The following is an 18269-nucleotide window of genomic DNA, read 5'->3' as shown; positions in this document are numbered from 1 at the left end:
GCTTCTTCTGACCAGAAATACGACGGGGTGAGGCGCGCATGCGCCGAGGGGCAGCGCCCCTACCGCCGCAAGACAACGGGTGCACCGGCTGCCACATCTTGCCAACCGCTCCACGCCGCATGCGGCCACCGCACGCGCAGACGCACCGTTTGCGCCGCGCCCAACCCAAAGTGCTGCGGCCCGGCAACGCCGCCCGCATGCCCGCCCCCAACGGTCACTTCGCGGGACTGAACGGCACCCCCGTCATCCACCTCGATCCACGCGCCCACGGCCTGCGTGTTCGGGGCAGGCTGCGACAGGGAAACAGACAGCCAGTTTCCGTCCGTTCGGGTCACGTTCTGCCAGATCTCCAACGGGGCGCGCCGGTTGACGACCGCCAGATCCAGCAACCCATCGCCGTTGAAGTCCACCAGCGCGGCCCCGCGCCCCCGATGCAGCGACGCAACGCCCGCGATGTCACCTGCCTCGGCAAAGCTGCCATCGGCCTGCGCGATCAACAGGTTGTTCGGGTCCTCCATCGCATTGCCGGGCATTTGCTGAACATTGCCCTTGGCAATGAAGGCATCGTCCCGCCCGTCATTGTTCACGTCGCCAAAGGCGATGTGCCAGCCCGTGGACGGGCGGCCATCATCGCCCAGATAGGGCCGATGCGCCGCCGTACCCATGTCGAAGGGGACGTCCTGAAAACCGGGGCCATCGCCGATCTGCCTCATCAGCCGCTGGTCGCCCATGGAAGACAGGTACACTTCGTCCCGCCCGTCGCGATCCAGATCGCGGGTTGCGATACCCATGCCCCACAGCGTGTGCCGCGCCCATCCATCCGCTTCGGTGTAAAGCCGTGGCACAGGGTCCATCGCCCACATCTGCTCTTCTCCGTCGCGCACATAATAGTGCCGGTCATTGGACACGCGCAGGTCAGCCCGCCCGTTGCGCGCCCAATCGGTGAACAGCAATGACAGGGCACAATGCCCCGGCACCAGTTCGGTGACGGCATAGGTCGGCCCGTCGGGACGCCACAGATGGTTGATGTCACACGCCTCGAACGGGCCATCGGGGTCGCTGCGGTCCACATAGTGACCAAAGGCGAGGGTGGGGGCGGACGCGCCCCTCTCCCAGGTGGCGGAAAACGCCGTGCTCCACCGGTTGTCAAAGCGGTAGGGCAACGGCTCGAACGTGCAATCGCCGCGTCCGCGCAGGATCTGATCGGGGCCAACGCGCAGCATCACCAGATCAAGATGCCCGTCATTGTCGATATCAAGCGGATAGGCCCCCGTCGTGCCCCGTATATCCAAGCCGGTATCGGCCACCGGTTCAAATGCCACCGTATCTTCGGACACGTTCCGAAGCAGAAGCGGAGGATTGGTGCCGCCCGCGGCCACCAGATCGGGGCGGGCATCGCCGTTGCAATCAAGCACGGCCAGACCGCCGCCCACGAAATGTTCCCATCCGCCATCATAGATGTGCAGAGGCACGTCCACGGGTGTGAAGGACGGCGTCCCCGCCAGGGCCGGGTGCGCGATCCCGAGGAGCAGCGCGACGAGGCCCCGCCCCAGGTCGGGGAGTTTGAATGATCTGTGTGCGTCACGCATCTTCCAGTGCCTCCACGGCAGTGTCCTGGACAAATTCCAACGCATGGGCCGCGCCCCCCCGCGCCCACATCAGGTTGTCCCATTTGTGCACAACCACCTCCGGGGCAGGCTTGTCGATTTCCACGATACTTTTGCGCATCTGCTCTATGACGGTGTCGGCATAGAGGTGGTCGAACTGCATCTGCTCGCCCGCAAGGATCACCAGTTCCGGGTCAAAGATATTGACGAGGTTCGCGAGCCCCATGGCAAACATCTTGCCCGCGCGGTCCACCACGGTGCGCGCCGTCGGATCGCCTGCCTTGGCTGCGGTCAGCACCGCGGATACCGCCTGGTTCGTCGGGGTGGTCAGGTTCATGCCACCGACGCTTGATGCTTCGCGCACAAGCGCATAGTCGGCCACGTAGGCCTCGAGGCATCCGCGCTGGCCACAGCGGCACAATGCGCCGTCCAGGTGCACTTTGGTGTGCCCGAATTCGGCCCCGCACCCGCGGGTGCCGCGATAGAGCTGCCCCCCCAGGACCATGCCCATGCCGACACCGCTTTCAATTGTGATCACGATGAAATCGGAATGGGATTTGCCCATGCCGAAGGTCAATTCGGCAATGGCCACCAGGTTTGCATCATTGTCGAGATAGACCTCGATCCCCAATGCGTCGCGCAGCACGTCCCCGAAGGCCACGTTGCGCTGGTCCAGCGATGGCGACCAGTAGACCAGCCCGTGATCGGCATCGACGACGCCCGCAAGACCAACGCCCGCAGCCGAAATGTCGGCCACCGTCCGGCCCGCCTTGCTTGCCAGGTCAGACAGCCCGTTACGAATGTGCAGTGCCAGGTCCTGGGGCGCCAGCCGCCCTGCGGGTATTGCCGCTTCGTGGTCGGCCACGTCGACGCCGTCGAAATCCATCAGCACCAGCGAGATCGAGCTGTTCGAGACCTTGAGCCCGGCAATCAGGTGGGCGTCGCCCGCCACCTTCAAATCGACCCTCGGGCGCCCCCGGGCCGATTCGTCGCTGCGTGATTCGCGTGGCACCTCTTCGATCAGTCCGCCACGCAGGAGGTCCGCCGTGACCGAGGTGACCGTGGCCCGGCTGATGCCAGTCCGCTCTGCCAGATCGATGCGCGGAACCGGTCCGCGTTGGGAAATCTCGCGCAGAAGCAGCCGCCTGCTTTCGACCTTTTGGTGACCGAATGCCATGATTTTATTCTCTTTTTTCCTCCCGCCGCGCCGCAGTACCTGCGCCCCGACATCGTGATGATGGCGGTTTTTTTGAAAGCTGTCCAATTTAATTTGCTTTTCGAATTTAAGTCGCTAACAATGGGACACCCGCTGCACGAACCATGACGGCGGGCATGTCTTTGGGAGGACACTTATGAAACGACGCACGCTTTTGGGCGCCCTCGCGGCTGCCACCATGCTTACTTCGCCGGTTCTGGCCGACGGTCACGCGGTGACCGTGGGTGTGAGCTGGTCCAACTTCCAGGAAGAGCGCTGGAAAACCGACGAGGCCGCGATCAAGGCCGCGCTGGACGCCGCCGGCGCCACCTACATTTCCGCCGACGCGCAATCGTCCTCGGCCAAGCAGCTGGCAGACATCGAATCGCTGATCGCCCAGGGCGCGGACGCGCTGATCATCCTGGCGCAGGACGCCTCGTCCGTTGGTCCGGCTGTCCAGGCCGCAGCCGACGAAGACATTCCGGTCGTCGCCTATGACCGTCTGATCGAAGACGCGCGCGCCTTCTACCTGACGTTCGACAACGTCGAAGTGGGCCGGATGCAGGCCCGTGCCGTGCTGGAAGCACAGCCCACGGGCAACTACGTGATGATCAAGGGTTCGCCCACCGACCCCAACGCCGACTTCCTGCGTGGCGGTCAGCAAGAGGTGTTGCAAGCGGCGATCGACGCCGGTGACATCACCATCGTCGGCGAAGCCTACACCGATGGCTGGGTGCCTGCGAACGCGCAGCGCAACATGGAACAGATCCTGACCACCAACGACAACAAGGTCGACGCCGTTGTCGCCTCGAATGACGGCACCGCGGGTGGTGTTGTGGCTGCGCTGACCGCGCAAGGCATGGAAGGCATCGCTGTCTCCGGCCAGGATGGTGACCACGCCGCGCTGAACCGCGTTGCCACCGGCACACAGACCGTGTCCGTCTGGAAAGACGCGCGTGCATTGGGCAAGGCCGCGGGCGAGATCGCGGTGTCCCTGGCCAAGGGTGAAGACGTTGACGGCGCAGCCGAGTGGACGTCGCCCGGCGGCACCACCATGAACTCGATCTTCCTGGCCCCCGTGCCGGTCACGGCCGACAACCTGAACGTCGTTCTGGACGCAGGCTGGATCGAAAAAGACGCGCTGTGCGCGGGCTCGTCACTGGCTGTCTGCCAGTAAGGCCACCTGTTACCCCGCCCCGGCGCACCACCGCGCCGGGGCGGGCCACACAAAATTCATCAGACATTCAGGCACATTTCGGGCGGGCACATGCCAGCCAACGGACGCTTTGTGCCACCGCAACCGGAACAAAGGGCAGGGCACATGGACGACCAGGCCAAATCAATGATGGACAAGCTGGGTCTGGATGCCCGGCTTTTGGGGATGATCGGGGCGCTTGTCGTCATCTGGGTCGTGTTCGGCTTTTTCACCGACTGGCGGTTCCTGTCGCCCCGCAACTTCTTCAACGTGAGCGTTCAGACCGCGTCGGTTGCCGTGATGGCGACGGGCATGGTGTTCGTGATCGTGACACGGAACATCGACCTGTCCGTGGGCTCGCTTTTGGGATTCATCGGCATGACGGTCGCGGCCTTGCAGGTGCAGTGGCTGCCATCCGTACTGGGCCTTGGTCACCCGATGATCTGGGTCATCGCAGTCATCGCGGCCATCCTGATGGGGGCGATCCTGGGTGCGATGCAGGGCTGGGTCATCGGCTACCTGACCGTGCCCGCCTTCATCGTGACGCTGGGCGGTTTCCTGATCTATCGCGGGGCGATGTGGTGGGTCACCAAGGGCCAGACGCAGGCCCCGCTTGACCCGGTCTTTCGCCTTCTGGGCGGTGGGGCCGAGGGCACGCTGGGCGAAACGCTGAGCTGGGTGTTCGGCACCATTGCCGCGCTGGTCGCAGTTGGCATCATGCTGCTGAGCCGTCGTCGCAAGTCCACGCACGGCTTTACCGTCAAACCGGTCTGGGCCGAGGGCATCCTGATGGCCATGGCCGCCGGCCTGATCATCGCCTTTGTCTGGATCATGAACAGCTATCCCATTCCGCGCGGTGCCATGCGCCGCATGACCGAAGCGCGCGGGATCGAATATACCGATGGCATGGTCTGGAACCACGGCGTCGCCATTCCGGTTGTGATCCTGTTGGCCGTGACCATCTTTATGACTGTAATTGCCACGCGCACGCGCTTTGGCCGCTATGTCTATGCCACGGGCGGCAACCCCGAGGCGGCGTCCCTGTCGGGCATCGATACGCGCCTGCTGACGGTCAAGGTCTTTGCCCTGATGGGCGCGCTGACCGGTATCGCGTCGATCATCGCCTCGGCCCGTCTGAATGCGGTGGACGTGGGTCTGGGTACGTTGGACGAACTGCGCGTGATTGCCGCCGCCGTTATCGGGGGCACGGCCCTGTCGGGTGGCGCAGGCACGATCTATGGTGCCGTCATTGGCGCGCTAATCATGCAATCGCTGCAATCGGGTATGGCCTCGGTCGGGGTTGACGCGCCGTTGCAGAACATCGTCGTCGGCTTTGTGCTGGTGTTCGCCGTTTGGGTCGACATCGTATACCGCCGCCGTGCTGGCGTCTGAGGGAGGACCTGGAAATGACGACACCTCTTGTCGAAATGAAAGACATCTCGATCAGCTTTGGCGGGATCAAGGCGGTCGACCACGTGTCGGTTGACCTCAAGCCGGGCGAAGTCGTGGGCCTTCTGGGCCACAATGGTGCGGGCAAGTCCACGCTGATCAAGATCCTGTCGGGTGCCTATGCCATGGACGCGGGCGAGATCCGGATCAACGGTGAAAAGGCCACGATCAACAACCCGCGGGATGCGCGGACCTACAACATCGAGACGATCTACCAGACGCTTGCGCTGGCCGACAATCTGGATGCCGCGTCGAACCTGTTTCTGGGGCGCGAATTGGTCAACGGCATGGGCTTTGTCGACGATGACGCGATGGAGGCCGAGACCCGCAAGATCATGGCGCGGCTGAACCCGAACTTTCAAAAGTTCAAGGATCCCGTGTCGGCCCTGTCCGGCGGTCAGCGTCAGTCCGTGGCAATTGCGCGTGCCGTGTATTTCAACGCGCGCATCCTGATCATGGACGAACCCACCGCCGCCCTGGGTCCACACGAGACGCAGATGGTGTCCGAACTGATCCAGCAATTGAAGGCCGAAGGCATCGGCATTTTCCTGATCAGCCACGACATCCACGATGTCATGGACCTGTGCGACAGGGCATCCGTCATGAAGAACGGAAAGCTGGTGGGCACGGTTGACGTTGCCGACGTTACCGACGATGACCTGCTGGGAATGATCATTCTGGGCAAGGCGCCCGGAGAGGCCGAGTAGAAATGAGGGACCAGGCGGAGATGCTCCACCTTGTTGCAGATGTTGGCGGTACAAACTGCCGTTTGGCCCTGGCCGATGCAGGCGGCGTGCGCAGCGACACCGTGCGCCGCTTTGCCAATGACGCCTATGGCAGTTTTGCCGAGGTCGCGCGTGGCTATATCGCCGCGCATCCGGGTGTGACGTCAGCCGCGATTGCCATTGCCGGGCCCGTGGGCAAGGGCGAGGGCCGCCTGACCAACCGCGACTGGCACTTTGATGCAGATGCTTTGGCGCAGGACCTGTCGCTGGACAGCGTCCATTTGCTCAACGATCTCGAAGCGCTTGGCCATGCCATCTGCGTGCTGGGCGAAGGGTCGCTGCGGCATCTGTCGGGAGAACCGATCGAGGATGAGCCGCAGGCGATGGTCGTGGGCCTGGGTACCGGTTTCAACGTGAGTGTTGCCCATCGCCCGTCGGGCGTGGTGTATGCTGCGGAAATGGGCCATGCCCGCCTGCCACATCCCGTCGCCACGATCATCGAAGGTGCGGTTGATGATGCGCGCGCCTTCGACACGGTCGAACATTTGCTGTCCGGTCGTGGTCTTGCCAAGTTTCACAAGGCCCGCACCGGGATCGACTGCAAGCCCGAGGATGTAGGCGGCACGGTGGGCGGACCCGAGACCCTGGACATCATGGCCGATGCCCTGGGGGCCTTTGTGCGGGAGCTGGCCTATATCTACCTTCCCGAAGGCGGCATCTATTTCAACGGCAGCCTTGCGCGGACCTTGCTGAATAACAGCACCGAAGCGCGCGCCCTTGCCCCGTTGACGCAGGACGGCGGGTTTGATGGTCGTATGGCCCGCATTCCGACTTATCTGCTGACAGATGACTTTTCCGCGCTGTATGGCTGTGCGCGTTACCTGTCGGTGGGTGTGGCGTAAGGCGGAGGTGCCTTTTGCCCGGGCGCGATGAAGTGCGCCTTAGGAAAACCGCAGATCGACAGAGCCAAAGTTGCCGAAGTCGGCGTGGATGTCGGTGTTTGCAGGGCATTCGATGGGCCGGATGAAGCTGCCCGACAGGATCACCTGACCGGACTTGATCGTGTTGCCATAGATCGCCATGCGCCGCGCGAGCCAGACCACGCTTTCCACCGGATCGTTCAGGACACCGGCCCCCAGCCCGGTTTCCTCGACGGTGCCGTCGCGGGTGATGATCGCACCGACCCAGCGCAGGTTTTCGGGCGGGTGCCGCTCGGGGCCCATGACAATCCCGGCATTGGCGGCATTGTCGGCGATTGTATCGAAGACCTTGCGCGGCTGGCCTGTGTTCGGGTCCGCGCGCAGAATGCGGGTGTCGAGGATTTCGAGGGCGGGGGCGACATGTGCCGTGGCCGCCAGCACGTCGTCGCGGGTGACGCCGTCGCCGCCGATGTCGGCCTTCATGATAAACGCGATTTCCGCCTCGATCCGCGGCTGGATAAAGCGGCCAGCGGGGATGGTGGCACCGGTGTCGAACTTCATGGACCGGGTCAGGACACCACTGTCGGGGATGTCGATATTCAGCGCCATCTGCATGGCCCGGCTGGTCAGCCCGATTTTCCAGCCGATCACCGGATCGCCTACCGCGACCTTGGCCGCGACGAACTGGTCCTGGATGGCATAGGCGTCGTCCATGGTGATGTCGGGGTGTGCGACGGACAGAAGGCCGATTTGTCGCCCGCTGCGTTCCGCGTCGAGCAACGCGTGGGCCGCCGCCTTGTGATCCTCAGCTCTCATCGGCGACCTCGCTGCGCAGGGTTCCGATGCCATCTGCCGTCACCTCGATCACGTTGCCCGGTTTCAGGAACCTTGGCGGATCAAAGCGCGCACCTGCGCCGGTGGGCGTGCCCGTCACGATGATGTCGCCGGGCACCAGTGTCGTGAAGGTCGAGATATAGGCGATCTGGCGGCGGATGGGGAACAGCATGCGGGACGTGCGGTCATCCTGGCGCAATGCGCCGTTCACGTGGGTCGTGAGGCGGATGTCGTCAAGCTGTGCGGCGTGGGTGAAGGGCACAAGCCACGGCCCCATCGCCCCCGACGCATCCCAGTTCTTGCCCTGCGTCACGTTGAACTTGGCGTGGCGGACCCAGTCGCGGATCGTGCCTTCGTTGCACAGGGTGAGCGCTGCGATGTGGTCATAGGCGTCTGCCTCGGCGATGCGGCGGCCGCCCTTGCCGATGACGATTGCGATTTCGCCTTCGTAGTCCAGCTTTTCGCTTTCTGGTGGGCGAAGGACGGGCTGGTTGTGGCCGGTGAAACTTCGGGCAAAGCGGGGAAAGAGGGACATGTTGGGCGGCGCCTCTTGCCCGTCCTTGTATTCCGCGTTGCGGTCGGGAAAGTTGACACCGACGCAGATGATCTTGTCCGGGTTGGGGACGGGTATCTGGTAGGTGACGCCAGTATGCGTCGCCGTGCGCCCCTGCGCCGCCTTGGCCAGCGCGTGCAGACCGTCATGTGCAACAACGTCCCGCAAGGTCGGCCATTGCGCGAAGTTGGGGGACAGGGGGATCATGCCGTCGTCTGTGACAGCGCCATAATATGTGGCCCCGTCCGTGGTGTAGGTGGCAAACTTCATGACCGCCTCGCAATCTCGGTCAGGGTGTCAAACGCTGTGGCAAAGTCCTGTTCCTCGCAGTCGAATTGACCGGCCTGGAAGCGGATCACCTTTTGCCCGTCGACCAGGGTCTGGGTCAGGTAGATGCGCCCGTCGTCATTGATGGCATCAACTAGCCGTTGCGTGTCCTCATCCGAGGCACCCGCCACCTTGAAGGTCCACAGCGACAGGATGGGCTCGGTAACGATCTCGAAATCGTCTTCTGCACGCAGGCGCTCGCACAGGGCCTGGCTCCAGGCCACGTGATTGCGGAGACGGGCGCGCAGCCCTTCCATCCCGTAGTGCCGCATCAGGAACCACAGCTTGAGCGCGCGGAAGCGGCGGCCCAGCGGAATTGACCATTCGGAATAGTCGATGATGTCCTCTGCCCCGTGGGTTTTCAGGTACTCGGGCCGGATGGCAAGGGTCTGGCGCAGCAGGTCGGGGTCGCGCAGGAAATGGGCGGCGCAGTCAAATTGGGCGCCAAGCCACTTGTGCGGATTGAAAACGATGCTGTCAAATCGGTCCGCGCCCGTCCAAAGCGTGCGGAATTCGGGGCAGATCATGGCTGTGCCCGCCCATGCGGCGTCGAGATGGGTATAAAGCCCGTGTTTTTCTGCGACGGCCGCCACGGATTCAAGATCATCGCATGCCCCCATGCCGGTGGCGCCGGTGACCGCGATGATGCCTGCAGGGATGCGGCCCGCCTGTCGGTCCTCGGAAATGGCCGCCTCTAGGTCGAGCGGGTCCATGTGGCGCAGATCGCCGGTGGTGCGGATCTTGACCAGGTTGTCCTGGCCGATGCCCGCGACCCAGATGGCGCGGTCGATGGAACTGTGCACCTGATCCGAGCAATAGATGCGCAGCTGCGGTTGTCCATGCAGCCCTTCGATATTGCCGCGGTACTCGAGTGCACGTTCCCGCATGGTCAGCACGGCGGCAAGTGTGGCCGAAGACGCGCTGTCCTGGATGACGCCCTGGTAGCCATCGGGCAGGCCGAGGCCCTGGCGCAGCCAGTCCATCATCCGCGTTTCCATTTCCGTGGCCGCCGGAGAGGTCTGCCAGAGCATGCATTGCGGCGCGATGATCGAGACGAGGAATTCAGCCAGCACCGAGGCGGGGGCGGCGTTCGAGTTGAAATAGGCAAAGAAGCGGGGGTGCTGCCAGTGGGTGATACCGGGCATCACGATGCGTTCGAAGTCAGCCATGATGGCGGTCAGGGCGGTGCCGTCCTCTGGCGGCGCTTCGGCCAGCTGCGCCGCGATGTCGCCGGGTTTGGTCTGGGCGCGGACGGGACGGTCGCGGATGGACTTGTGGTAGGCGGCACCCCAGTCGGCTGCGTCCCTGGCGTGTTTTGCAAAATCATCCCAGCTCATGGTGTGTCCTTTGGGTGATGGTGCGCAATGAATGCGCACCCTACGGGTCAGGCGGAGATGTCCTCCGCCAATGTCACGGTGCCACGATGGGCTGGGCTTTGAGAAGGGGCTCGGACGTTGCAACGCCGTCGAACACGCTGCCCTCTTCGAACCAGCTGCGTGGGGCGGGGGCGCCCCAGAGGGTCTGGCGCTGCGGGTCCTTGAGGTCCCATTTGATCGGTTCATGATCGGGATCGACGGTTTGGTAATCCGAACAGTAGATTTCGATGCGGTGGCCGTCCGGGTCGCGGATGTAGAGGAAGAACGCGTTGGAGATGCCGTGCCGACCGGGCCCGCGTTCGATGTTTTCGCGGTAGCCTGTCGTGCTCATCAGATCGAGAAGGTCGATGATGTTCAGCGGCGTTGGCACCCAGAAGGCGGAATGATGCAGTCGGGGGCCGGTGCCATTGGTGAAGGCGATGTCATGCACGCCGCCCTTGCGGTGCATCCATGCGGCCCAGGTTTTGCCGGTTTCGGTATCTTCGGTGTATTCGGTCGTGCGGAAACCCATCTGCGTGTAGAAGGCGACGGCGCTGTCCACATCCGTCGAGAACAGGTTGAAATGGTCGATGCGCAGCGGTTTGACGCCACGGTAGAGGGCGTATGTCTGGGCAATGGTCGGGAGCCGGTCCATCTGGACGTAAAATTCCAGGGGCACACCCCAGGGGTCAGTTGTGTGCAGGACGCGGCCCATGAAGGGGCGGTCACCCCATGCGACGGGGCGGCCTTGTTCGGCGAACCAGTGCGCCGCCTTGTCGAGGTCGGGCTGGTCATAGAGCTTGAAGCCGAGCCGCGCGACATTGGCCGCGTCCGCCTGGCGCAGGATCATGCAATGGTGGCCACGTTCTTCCATCGCCCGGAGATAGATCGTGCCGTCGTCTTCATGCGTGACCTGAAGGCCCAGCGTGTCCACGTAGAAGGCGCGCGATGCGGCGAGGTCCGTCACCCGGTATTCCACATGGCTGAGCCGGACGATGTTGAACGGGGGGTAAAGCTCGGGCGGGGGGATCGGCATGGCTGGTCCTGAATGGGGCGGCTGCGCCGCACGCGATTTGACTTGTTGATGAGGGACGCTGTCCCTCAAACTCCCTGAAGTATTTTGGCCAGAAGAAGGGTTATGTTCCGAGTCTGGGGATTTTGGGGTCCCCGGTGGCGATGCCGATGTGTTTTTGCTCCATGTAGAATTCGAATGACCAGTCGCCGCCGTCGCGTCCTATGCCGCTGGCTTTCATGCCGCCAAACGGCGTGGGCAGGTGGCGCACATTGGCGGAATTGACCCAGATCATGCCTGCCTCGAGCTGCTCTGTGAAGCGCATTGCGCGTGTCACATCCGCGGTCCAGACATAGCCGGTGAGGCCATAAGCCGTGTCGTTGGCGATGTTCAGCGCTTGTTCCTCGGTCGAAAAGCGGATGGAGGTGAGGACGGGGCCGAAGATTTCGTCCCGGGCGATGGTCATGTCGTTCGTGGCGTGGGTGAAGAGCGTCGGGGCCACGAATTGGCCGGTGTCGCCCACGCGCGTGCCGCCTGCGGCGATGGTGGCCCCTTCGGTCCGCGCCGTGTCAAAGCTGGCCATCACCTTCTTGCGGTGCGCCTCGTGGATCAGGGGGCCGACTTCGGTTGCGGGATCAAGCGGATGGCCGACCCTGATCGCCTTGGCACGGGCGGCGAGTTGGGTTTCGAAGTCGTCGGCGATCGTATCCTGCACCAGCAGGCGCGACGACGAGGTGCACCGTTCGCCGTTCAGCGAGTAGATCATGAAGAGGACCGCGTCGAGCGCGCTGTCGAGGTCCGCATCGTCGAAGACAATGACCGGGTTCTTGCCGCCCAGTTCGAAATGGACGCGTTTCAGGGTGGGTGCCCCCTGTGCCATGATCGCGGAGCCGGTTTTGGATTCGCCGACAAAGGCGATGGCCCTGATGTCGGGGTGTTCGGTCAGGGCGCGTCCTGCGTCTTCGCCCATGCCGTTGACGAGGTTCCAGACCCCGGGTGGCAGGCCTGCGTCTTCGGCGATGTCGATCAGGATGCGGGCGGTCCAGGGGCTGAGTTCGGCGGGTTTGTGCACGACTGTGCAGCCTGCGGCCAGGGCCGGGGCGATTTTCCACGTCGACAGCATGAAGGGCGTGTTCCACGGGGTGATGATGCCCACGGGGCCGATGGGCACGCGGGTGGTGATGTTCATCAGCGTGGGTGATGGCAGCGCCTGACCATCGCGGGCCGACGGCGCACGGTCGGCAAAGAAGCGGAAGTTGGCGGCGCCGCGCAGGGCGGCCTTGGACATGAAACGCAGCGCCTGGCCGGTGTCGTGGCATTCACATAGTGCGATTTCCTCGGCGCGGGCTTCGATGCCGTCCGCGATGGCGTGCAGGATGCGTTTGCGTTCGGCGGCGGGCATGTCGCGCCAGGCCGGGAACGCCGCCTTGGCGGCCTGGGCCGCTGCGTCGATGTCGCTTGCGTCGCTGCGCGCGACACGGGCGATGTGGCTGTCGTCAATGGGCGAGGTCGTGTCGAACCATGCGCCAGCGGCCGCAGGGACAGGTTTGCCTGCAATGTGATTGAGGATGCCGCTTTTGCCTATGCGGGCGAGGTGCGGGGCGAGTTTTGCGATGTTTTCGTCGAGCGCCGACATGCCGATCTTCCTTGCATTGGTTCATATATTGAACCGGTGGATGCAAAAATATATTGCAAGGCGATTTCAGGTGCGTCAAGCTTTGTCCCATGTCGACCATTGCAAAGGCTCTTGGTTTGTTGGACCTGTTCAGCACGGCGCAGCCGGTGCTGGGCTTGTCGGATGTGCAGCGCCTGACCGGACGGGACAAGGCGACGGTGCATCGACACCTTGTGGCGCTTGAACGGGCCGGGTTTTTGGAGCAGGACAGCGGCACGCGCGCCTACCGCCTTGGGCCCGCCCTGACACGGCTTGCGGGCATGCGGGTGCGTACGGTGCCCGAGGTCGAGATGCTGCGGGCGGTCATTGATGCGCTGAGCCGCGAGGCGGGCGAGCTGGTGCATGTCAGTCGCCTGCAGGGGTTTGATCTGGTCCATGTCCACCATGCCGAGCAACACGACCATCCGGTGCGCGTCAGTTTTGACGCCTATGGTCTGCCGCCCCTGTTTGCGACTGCGTCGGGCAAGGCGTATCTGGCGTTTTCGCCGGGTGGGTTGCTGGATCTGGCTCTGGCCGATCCGCGCACCCGGCTGCCGGGGGCGCCCGCGCCCAACCGGATGGAGGTCGAGGCCGAGTTGAAGCTGGTGGCGCAGCGAGGCTTTGCCCGTAACCGGGATACCCTGCGATTGGGCGTGTCATCGGTGGCGATTCCCATCTTTGATGCGGCCAGCCGGGCCTTTGCCACATGCTCCATCGCCTATCCCACAGGGCGCGGCGGCAAGGCGACCGAGGCGCACCTTGCGCGCCTGCTGATGCAACGCGGTGAAGAGATCAGCCAAGCCATGGGTGGCAGCGTGCCCCCGCACATCCTCGACCTCTGGATCCCGAGCCGCGAAAGGGCCGCGTCATGAAGGACAGCAATTTTCTGAAGGAACACAATGCGCGCCAGTTCTGGCATCCCATGGCGCATCCCGCAGACAGCATGGCGCACCCGCCAACGATCCTGACGGGGGGTGAGGGGGTATACATCACCGATGTCGACGGCCACCGCAGTATCGACGCGGTGGGCGGGCTGTGGAACGTGAACCTCGGCTATTCCTGCCAACCGGTGAAGGACGCCATTTCTGCGCAACTTGAAGCGCTGCCCTACTATTCGACCTTTCGCGGCACGTCGAACGACAAGGCGATCGAGCTGGCCTATCTGCTGGCGGAGTTCTTTGGCCCCGACGGGATGACCCGCAGCTTTTTCACCTCCGGCGGGTCCGACAGTATCGAGATCGCGTTGAAACTGGCGCGGCAGTACCACCGCATTCGCGGGGACAGTGCGCGGACCAAGTTCATCAGTCTGGACAAGGGCTATCACGGGACGCATTTCGGCGGCGCGTCGGTCAACGGCAACGCCAAGTTTCGCAATACCTACGAGCCACTTATGGCCGGGTGCTTTCACATTCCGGGGCCCTACTTGTATCGCAATCCGTTTGGCACGGATGATCCCGCGGAACTGGCCCGGCTCAGTGCAGGGATGCTGGAGCGCGAGATAGCGTTTCAGGGCGCCAACACCATTGCAGCCTTTGTGATGGAACCGGTGCAGGGCGCAGGCGGGGTCATCCCGCCGCATCCCAGCTTCATGCCGATGGTGCGGGACATTTGTGACAAGCACGGCGTGCTGTTGATCGCGGATGAGGTAATCACGGCCTTTGGGCGGGCCGGGACAGAAACAGGGTCGCGCCATTGGGGTGTGCGGCCTGACCTGATGTGTACGGCAAAGGCGATCACAAATGGGTATTTCCCTTTTGGCGCCGTGATGATTGCAGACCATGTGGCGGCGGTGTTCGAAGAGGATGAAAGCGGCGTGGGGTCGGTTGATTCCGGCTATACCTATTCCGGCCATCCCGTCGGGGCAGCGGCGGCTGTTGCCGCGGTGGAAGAGACGATGCGCATCAGGCCATGGGACGCTGCGCGCGCCCGGGGGCCTGAGTTGAAGGCGGGGCTTGAGGCGTTGCAGGCGCGGTTCGATGTGATCGGCGATGTGCGCGGTGAGGGGCTGATGTGCGCGATTGAACTGGTGAGTGACCGGGCCAAAAAGACGCCCATCGGCAAGGCGCTGCCGCTGGTGTTCCAGAAGGCAGCTTACGCTGACGGGGTGATGATCCGGGTGTCCGGCAACAATGCCATCTTCTCGCCGCCCCTTGTCTTGGACGCGGGCCACGTGCAGAAAATCCTGTCCGCCACCGAAACCGGCCTCAAGGCCATGGCCGAGGCGGCGTGACCTCTCGGGCCACGTCTCCCGCGCTGCGCAGCGCGACGACGGCGCGGCCCATCGCGTCCACACCGCATGCCCGTGCCTTTCGCAGTGCCTGCCCGGCGGATGCCAAGATCAACGTGACCGACATCACCGATTTCCGCCGCGGGCGGGGGGATTTGGTGTTTTCCGTGTTCATGGCGGCCTTGGCGTTGTTTTTCCTTGTGTTCTTTTTCTCCCAGACCGGGTGGGAGGATCGCAAGTTGCCGCAGAACATGGCGCGGTACTGGATGGACCAGTTTGGCGTGACGGAACCGGACGGGCGAACGGCGCGGCTGGGCCGTATCCTCAAGCAAAGCTGGGTCGCACCGTTGATCTGCCTTTGCGTGCTGGTGCCGGCGGCCCTGTGGAACCTGCGCGGTGCGTGGCGGGCGCAGGCGTGGCGCAAGCGGTTCCGTCAGCCCACGGCCATGGGTCACGAGGTAATACAATGGTTGCGCGCGCTGGAATACGTCGCATGGTTCGTGGCCTATACGCTGTTGGTGCCAGTGCTGGGCTATCTGGTGTCCACGCTGCTGCTGGGGACTTTGCTGCCCTGGCGGCTGGGGTATCGCGGGCTGCGCTGGATGGGCATCTGCCTTGCCGCCAGCCTTGCCATCGTTCTGGTGTTCCGCACGGGCCTGCAGATCAGGACACCGGTGAATATCTGGCTGTATGACCAACTGCCGCAACGTCTGGAGACGTTCATGCAGGTGTGGTTCTGATGGAGGCTTTCTGGACCGGCCTTGATAACCTTGCCAGCGTGCCCGTGCTGGTTGCGATCCTGATCGGGTCGGTGGGCGGGTTGGCCATCGGGGCCGTGCCGGGGATTGGGCCTGCCATCGCCATCGCGATCTTGCTGCCCGCCACCGTGTTCCTCGATGATCTGGTGTCGCTGGTCCTGCTGCTGGGCGTCTATGGCTCGTCCATGTATGGCGGTGCAATCCCCGCGATCCTGATCAACACGCCCGGCACGCCTGTGAATGCGCTGACCACCTATGACGGCTATGCCATGACGCGGCGGGGCGAGGCGGCGCGCGGCCTGTCGCTGGCCTACTCCGCGTCGTTCTTTGGCGGGTGCTTTTCGATCCTGCTGGGGCTTGGCGCGCTGATGCTGTTCGGCCCTTACCTGCGCGATCTGGGGGCGCTGTTCGGACAGCGGGACATCTTCATGGCGGCCGCCCTGGGGGCTGTTCTGCTGATCGCGGCGCATCGCAAGACGATGGGGATTGCGGCGCTGCTCTTTGGACTTGGGGCCCTCATCGCGCTGGTCGGACGGCAATCGCTGAAGCAGATTGACCGATATACGTTCGGGGTCGAATACCTCTATCCAGGTTTCAACCTGATCGTCGTGATCGTGGGCATCTTCGCCATCAGCCAAGCGCTGTTCCTGCTGACGGGAAAGGACGCGGACCCGCCCGAGGCGCGGCTTCACGGCGGGCTTCTGCGCGGGTTCGGTGAGTTGAAAAAGCACCCTGCCGTGGCCACCATCAGCGCAGGCTATGGCACCATCATGGGCATCATCCCCGGCGTGGGCGAGTTCGTGGCGCAATTCTTCAGCTACTCGACCGCGCGGGCGATGTCGCGCGACCCAGGGCGCTTTGGACGGGGTGCGCCCGACGGGCTGATCGCGTCCGAGGCCAGCAATAACGCGGTGCCTGCCGCGGCCATGGTGCCGCTCTTGGCGCTGGGCGTGCCGGGCGAAGCGCTGACGGCGATGATGATGGTTGTGTTTTTTGATGCCGGCATCAAACCCGGACCGGACATTTTCGACAACAATCCGGATTTCCTGTTCTCGCTTTTCATCGCGCTTTTGATCATCAACCTGCTGGTGATCCTGACGCTGCTGGTGTCCACGAAATGGATTGCCAAGATCATCTATGTCCCCAACCGCCTGTTGGGTGCTTTCATTCTGATCCTCGCATTCGTCGGCGTGTTTTCGATCCGCAACTCGTTCGCCGATTGCATGTTTGCTGCCGGGTTCGGTTATCTGGGGTTCATCCTGCGCCGCCTTGACTGGCCGCTGGTGCCGATTGTGCTGGGCCTCGTGCTGGGGTCCATCATGATCGAGAAGCTGACAGCCGGGTCGGGGCAGATCAGAACGGTCTTTGACCTGGTCAACCGGCCTGTATCGGGCACACTTTTTGGTGTCATCCTGATCGTGATTGGTGTCACGATCGCGCAAAGCCTCCGCACGAAGAGGTTTGAACATTAATCGCAAAAGCAAAACACACTCAGGGAGAGTACACATGAAAAAGCTTTTGACCTCGGCCGCCCTTGCGCTGGCTGCCCTTACCGGTCCCGCCTTGGCCGAATATCCCACCGGTCCGGTGCAGTTCATCGTGCCGTGGCCCCCCGGAGATTTCGAGGACATCCTGACCCGCATGATCGCCGCGGACATGGCCGAAGCGACAGGGCAACCTGCGTCTGTCGTGAACCGGCCCGGTGGCGGTGACGGTCCGTTCCCCGGTGCGCTGGAAGTGCTGAACGCACCAAATGACGGGTCCGTCATCGGGTCGTTTGTGATCGGTGTGCCGGTCGTTGGCCCCAAGATCGATATCGGCATCGAAGAAGACAGCTTTGTCCCTATCGGCATCTTTCTGACCTATCCCTTTGTGCTGGCCGCTTCAGGCGACGCGCCCTATTCCAACATGGCGGACCTGGCTGAATACGCGAAAGAAAACGACGTCGTGCTGGGCCACTTCGGTGCCGGCCTGACGCCCACCGCCGTGTCCATGGCGGCGGCGGCCAAGATGGGCTTTGAATTCGCGGACGACTCTGCCTTTGACCTTCTGGACTGCAACACGCTGTCTTCGGGCGATGCGGATGTGATCAACACCACGCTGGCCCTGATCGAACCCTGCCTGGGTGACATCAACGTGCTGGGCAATATCGGCGCGAACCCGATTGCCAAGCTGGACGGCGTTGAAACCATTGCCGCGCAGGCAGGCGTCAACGATGTCGAGTTGTGGAATGGCCTGTTCGTGACCAAGGGTACGCCGCAGGAGGTGATCGACACGATTGCCGAAGTTGCAGCCAAGACCATGGCCTCGGACGCGGCGCAAAAGCTGATGGCCGAGACCGGTGCCGCCGTCTACTGGCAGGGTCAGGCAGAGGCGCAGGCACGCATCGAAGCGGACCGCGCCAAATCAGCGGAGATCAACGAGATCCTGGGCCGCTGACCCCAGCGGGGGTGGCCGT

The 18269-nt window shown here is 63.5% G+C and carries 16 protein-coding genes; 9 read left to right on the top strand and 7 right to left on the bottom strand.

Going from position 1 to position 18269, the window contains the following annotated elements; translation table 11 throughout:
• Positions 1–59 precede the first annotated feature (59 nt).
• Both Q0844_RS08910 and Q0844_RS08905 read right to left on the bottom strand, forming a co-directional pair.
• Positions 60–1589 carry a CRTAC1 family protein gene (locus Q0844_RS08910; RefSeq protein WP_299044025.1) on the bottom strand — a complete coding sequence of 510 codons (1530 nt, stop codon included), beginning with the start codon at positions 1587–1589 and terminating at the stop codon, positions 60–62.
• Positions 1582–2784 carry an ROK family transcriptional regulator gene (locus tag Q0844_RS08905; RefSeq protein WP_299044024.1) on the bottom strand — a complete coding sequence of 401 codons (1203 nt, stop codon included), beginning with the start codon at positions 2782–2784 and terminating at the stop codon, positions 1582–1584. Before Q0844_RS08905 ends, Q0844_RS08910 begins: the two co-directional genes overlap by 8 nt.
• 217 nt (positions 2785–3001) lie before the next feature.
• On the opposite strand from Q0844_RS08905, the gene xylF reads away from it, so the two are divergent.
• The 4 genes from xylF (at position 3002) to Q0844_RS08885 (ending at position 7073) form a co-directional block, all read left to right on the top strand.
• Entirely contained in the window at positions 3002–3979 is a 978-nt protein-coding gene (xylF, locus tag Q0844_RS08900) for a D-xylose ABC transporter substrate-binding protein (protein WP_299045261.1), read from the top strand.
• 144 nt (positions 3980–4123) lie between these two features.
• Entirely contained in the window at positions 4124–5389 is a 1266-nt protein-coding gene (locus Q0844_RS08895) for a sugar ABC transporter permease (RefSeq protein WP_299044022.1), read from the top strand.
• Between the two features lie 14 nt (positions 5390–5403).
• On the top strand, positions 5404–6153 hold the full coding sequence (locus Q0844_RS08890) for an ATP-binding cassette domain-containing protein (protein WP_299044021.1): 750 nt from the start codon (positions 5404–5406) through the stop codon (positions 6151–6153).
• Between the two features lie 20 nt (positions 6154–6173).
• Entirely contained in the window at positions 6174–7073 is a 900-nt protein-coding gene (locus Q0844_RS08885; protein ID WP_299044019.1) for a glucokinase, read from the top strand.
• A gap of 39 nt (positions 7074–7112) precedes the next feature.
• Here Q0844_RS08885 and hpaH read toward each other — a convergent pair whose 3' ends face one another.
• From hpaH to hpaE, 5 genes are all read right to left on the bottom strand, one after another.
• Positions 7113–7907 (bottom strand): 2-oxo-hept-4-ene-1,7-dioate hydratase, encoded by a 795-nt coding sequence (gene hpaH / locus Q0844_RS08880; RefSeq protein ID WP_299044017.1) that lies wholly within the window; start codon positions 7905–7907, stop codon positions 7113–7115.
• Complete coding sequence (locus Q0844_RS08875) at positions 7897–8748, bottom strand: fumarylacetoacetate hydrolase family protein (protein WP_299044015.1); 852 nt, start codon at positions 8746–8748, stop codon at positions 7897–7899. The genes hpaH and Q0844_RS08875 overlap by 11 nt, the downstream gene beginning before the upstream one ends.
• Entirely contained in the window at positions 8745–10142 is a 1398-nt protein-coding gene (locus tag Q0844_RS08870) for a pyridoxal-dependent decarboxylase (RefSeq protein ID WP_299044014.1), read from the bottom strand. Before Q0844_RS08870 ends, Q0844_RS08875 begins: the two co-directional genes overlap by 4 nt.
• A gap of 73 nt (positions 10143–10215) precedes the next feature.
• The gene (hpaD, locus tag Q0844_RS08865; RefSeq protein WP_299044012.1) at positions 10216–11196 is read right to left on the bottom strand and encodes a 3,4-dihydroxyphenylacetate 2,3-dioxygenase; all 981 of its coding nucleotides are present in this window, start codon (positions 11194–11196) and stop codon (positions 10216–10218) included.
• Positions 11197–11296: 100 nt separating this feature from the next.
• On the bottom strand, positions 11297–12808 hold the full coding sequence (gene hpaE / locus Q0844_RS08860; protein ID WP_299044010.1) for a 5-carboxymethyl-2-hydroxymuconate semialdehyde dehydrogenase: 1512 nt from the start codon (positions 12806–12808) through the stop codon (positions 11297–11299).
• An 89-nt stretch (positions 12809–12897) separates the two neighbouring features.
• Between hpaE and Q0844_RS08855 the strand changes: the two genes are divergently transcribed.
• Genes Q0844_RS08855 through Q0844_RS08835 form a run of 5 tightly spaced genes read left to right on the top strand, consistent with a single transcriptional unit; the run spans position 12898 to position 18250 of the window.
• Positions 12898–13698, top strand: a complete 801-nt coding sequence (locus Q0844_RS08855; protein WP_299044009.1) for an IclR family transcriptional regulator — start codon at positions 12898–12900, stop codon at positions 13696–13698.
• Entirely contained in the window at positions 13695–15056 is a 1362-nt protein-coding gene (locus Q0844_RS08850; RefSeq protein ID WP_299044008.1) for an aminotransferase class III-fold pyridoxal phosphate-dependent enzyme, read from the top strand. Before Q0844_RS08855 ends, Q0844_RS08850 begins: the two co-directional genes overlap by 4 nt.
• Positions 15053–15793, top strand: a complete 741-nt coding sequence (locus tag Q0844_RS08845) for a tripartite tricarboxylate transporter TctB family protein (RefSeq protein ID WP_299044006.1) — start codon at positions 15053–15055, stop codon at positions 15791–15793. Before Q0844_RS08850 ends, Q0844_RS08845 begins: the two co-directional genes overlap by 4 nt.
• A complete protein-coding gene (locus Q0844_RS08840) occupies positions 15793–17283 on the top strand; it encodes a tripartite tricarboxylate transporter permease (protein ID WP_299044005.1) in 1491 nt (496 codons plus the stop codon). Before Q0844_RS08845 ends, Q0844_RS08840 begins: the two co-directional genes overlap by 1 nt.
• Before the next feature lie 34 nt (positions 17284–17317).
• Positions 17318–18250, top strand: a complete 933-nt coding sequence (locus Q0844_RS08835; RefSeq protein ID WP_299044003.1) for a tripartite tricarboxylate transporter substrate-binding protein — start codon at positions 17318–17320, stop codon at positions 18248–18250.
• The last annotated feature ends 19 nt before the right edge of the window (positions 18251–18269 follow it).

The sequence above is a fragment of the uncultured Tateyamaria sp. genome, from assembly GCF_947503465.1.
GTDB lineage: Bacteria > Pseudomonadota > Alphaproteobacteria > Rhodobacterales > Rhodobacteraceae > Tateyamaria.
Note: the sequence above shows the minus strand (reverse complement) of the source record. Positions and strands in the feature narration are given on the sequence as shown.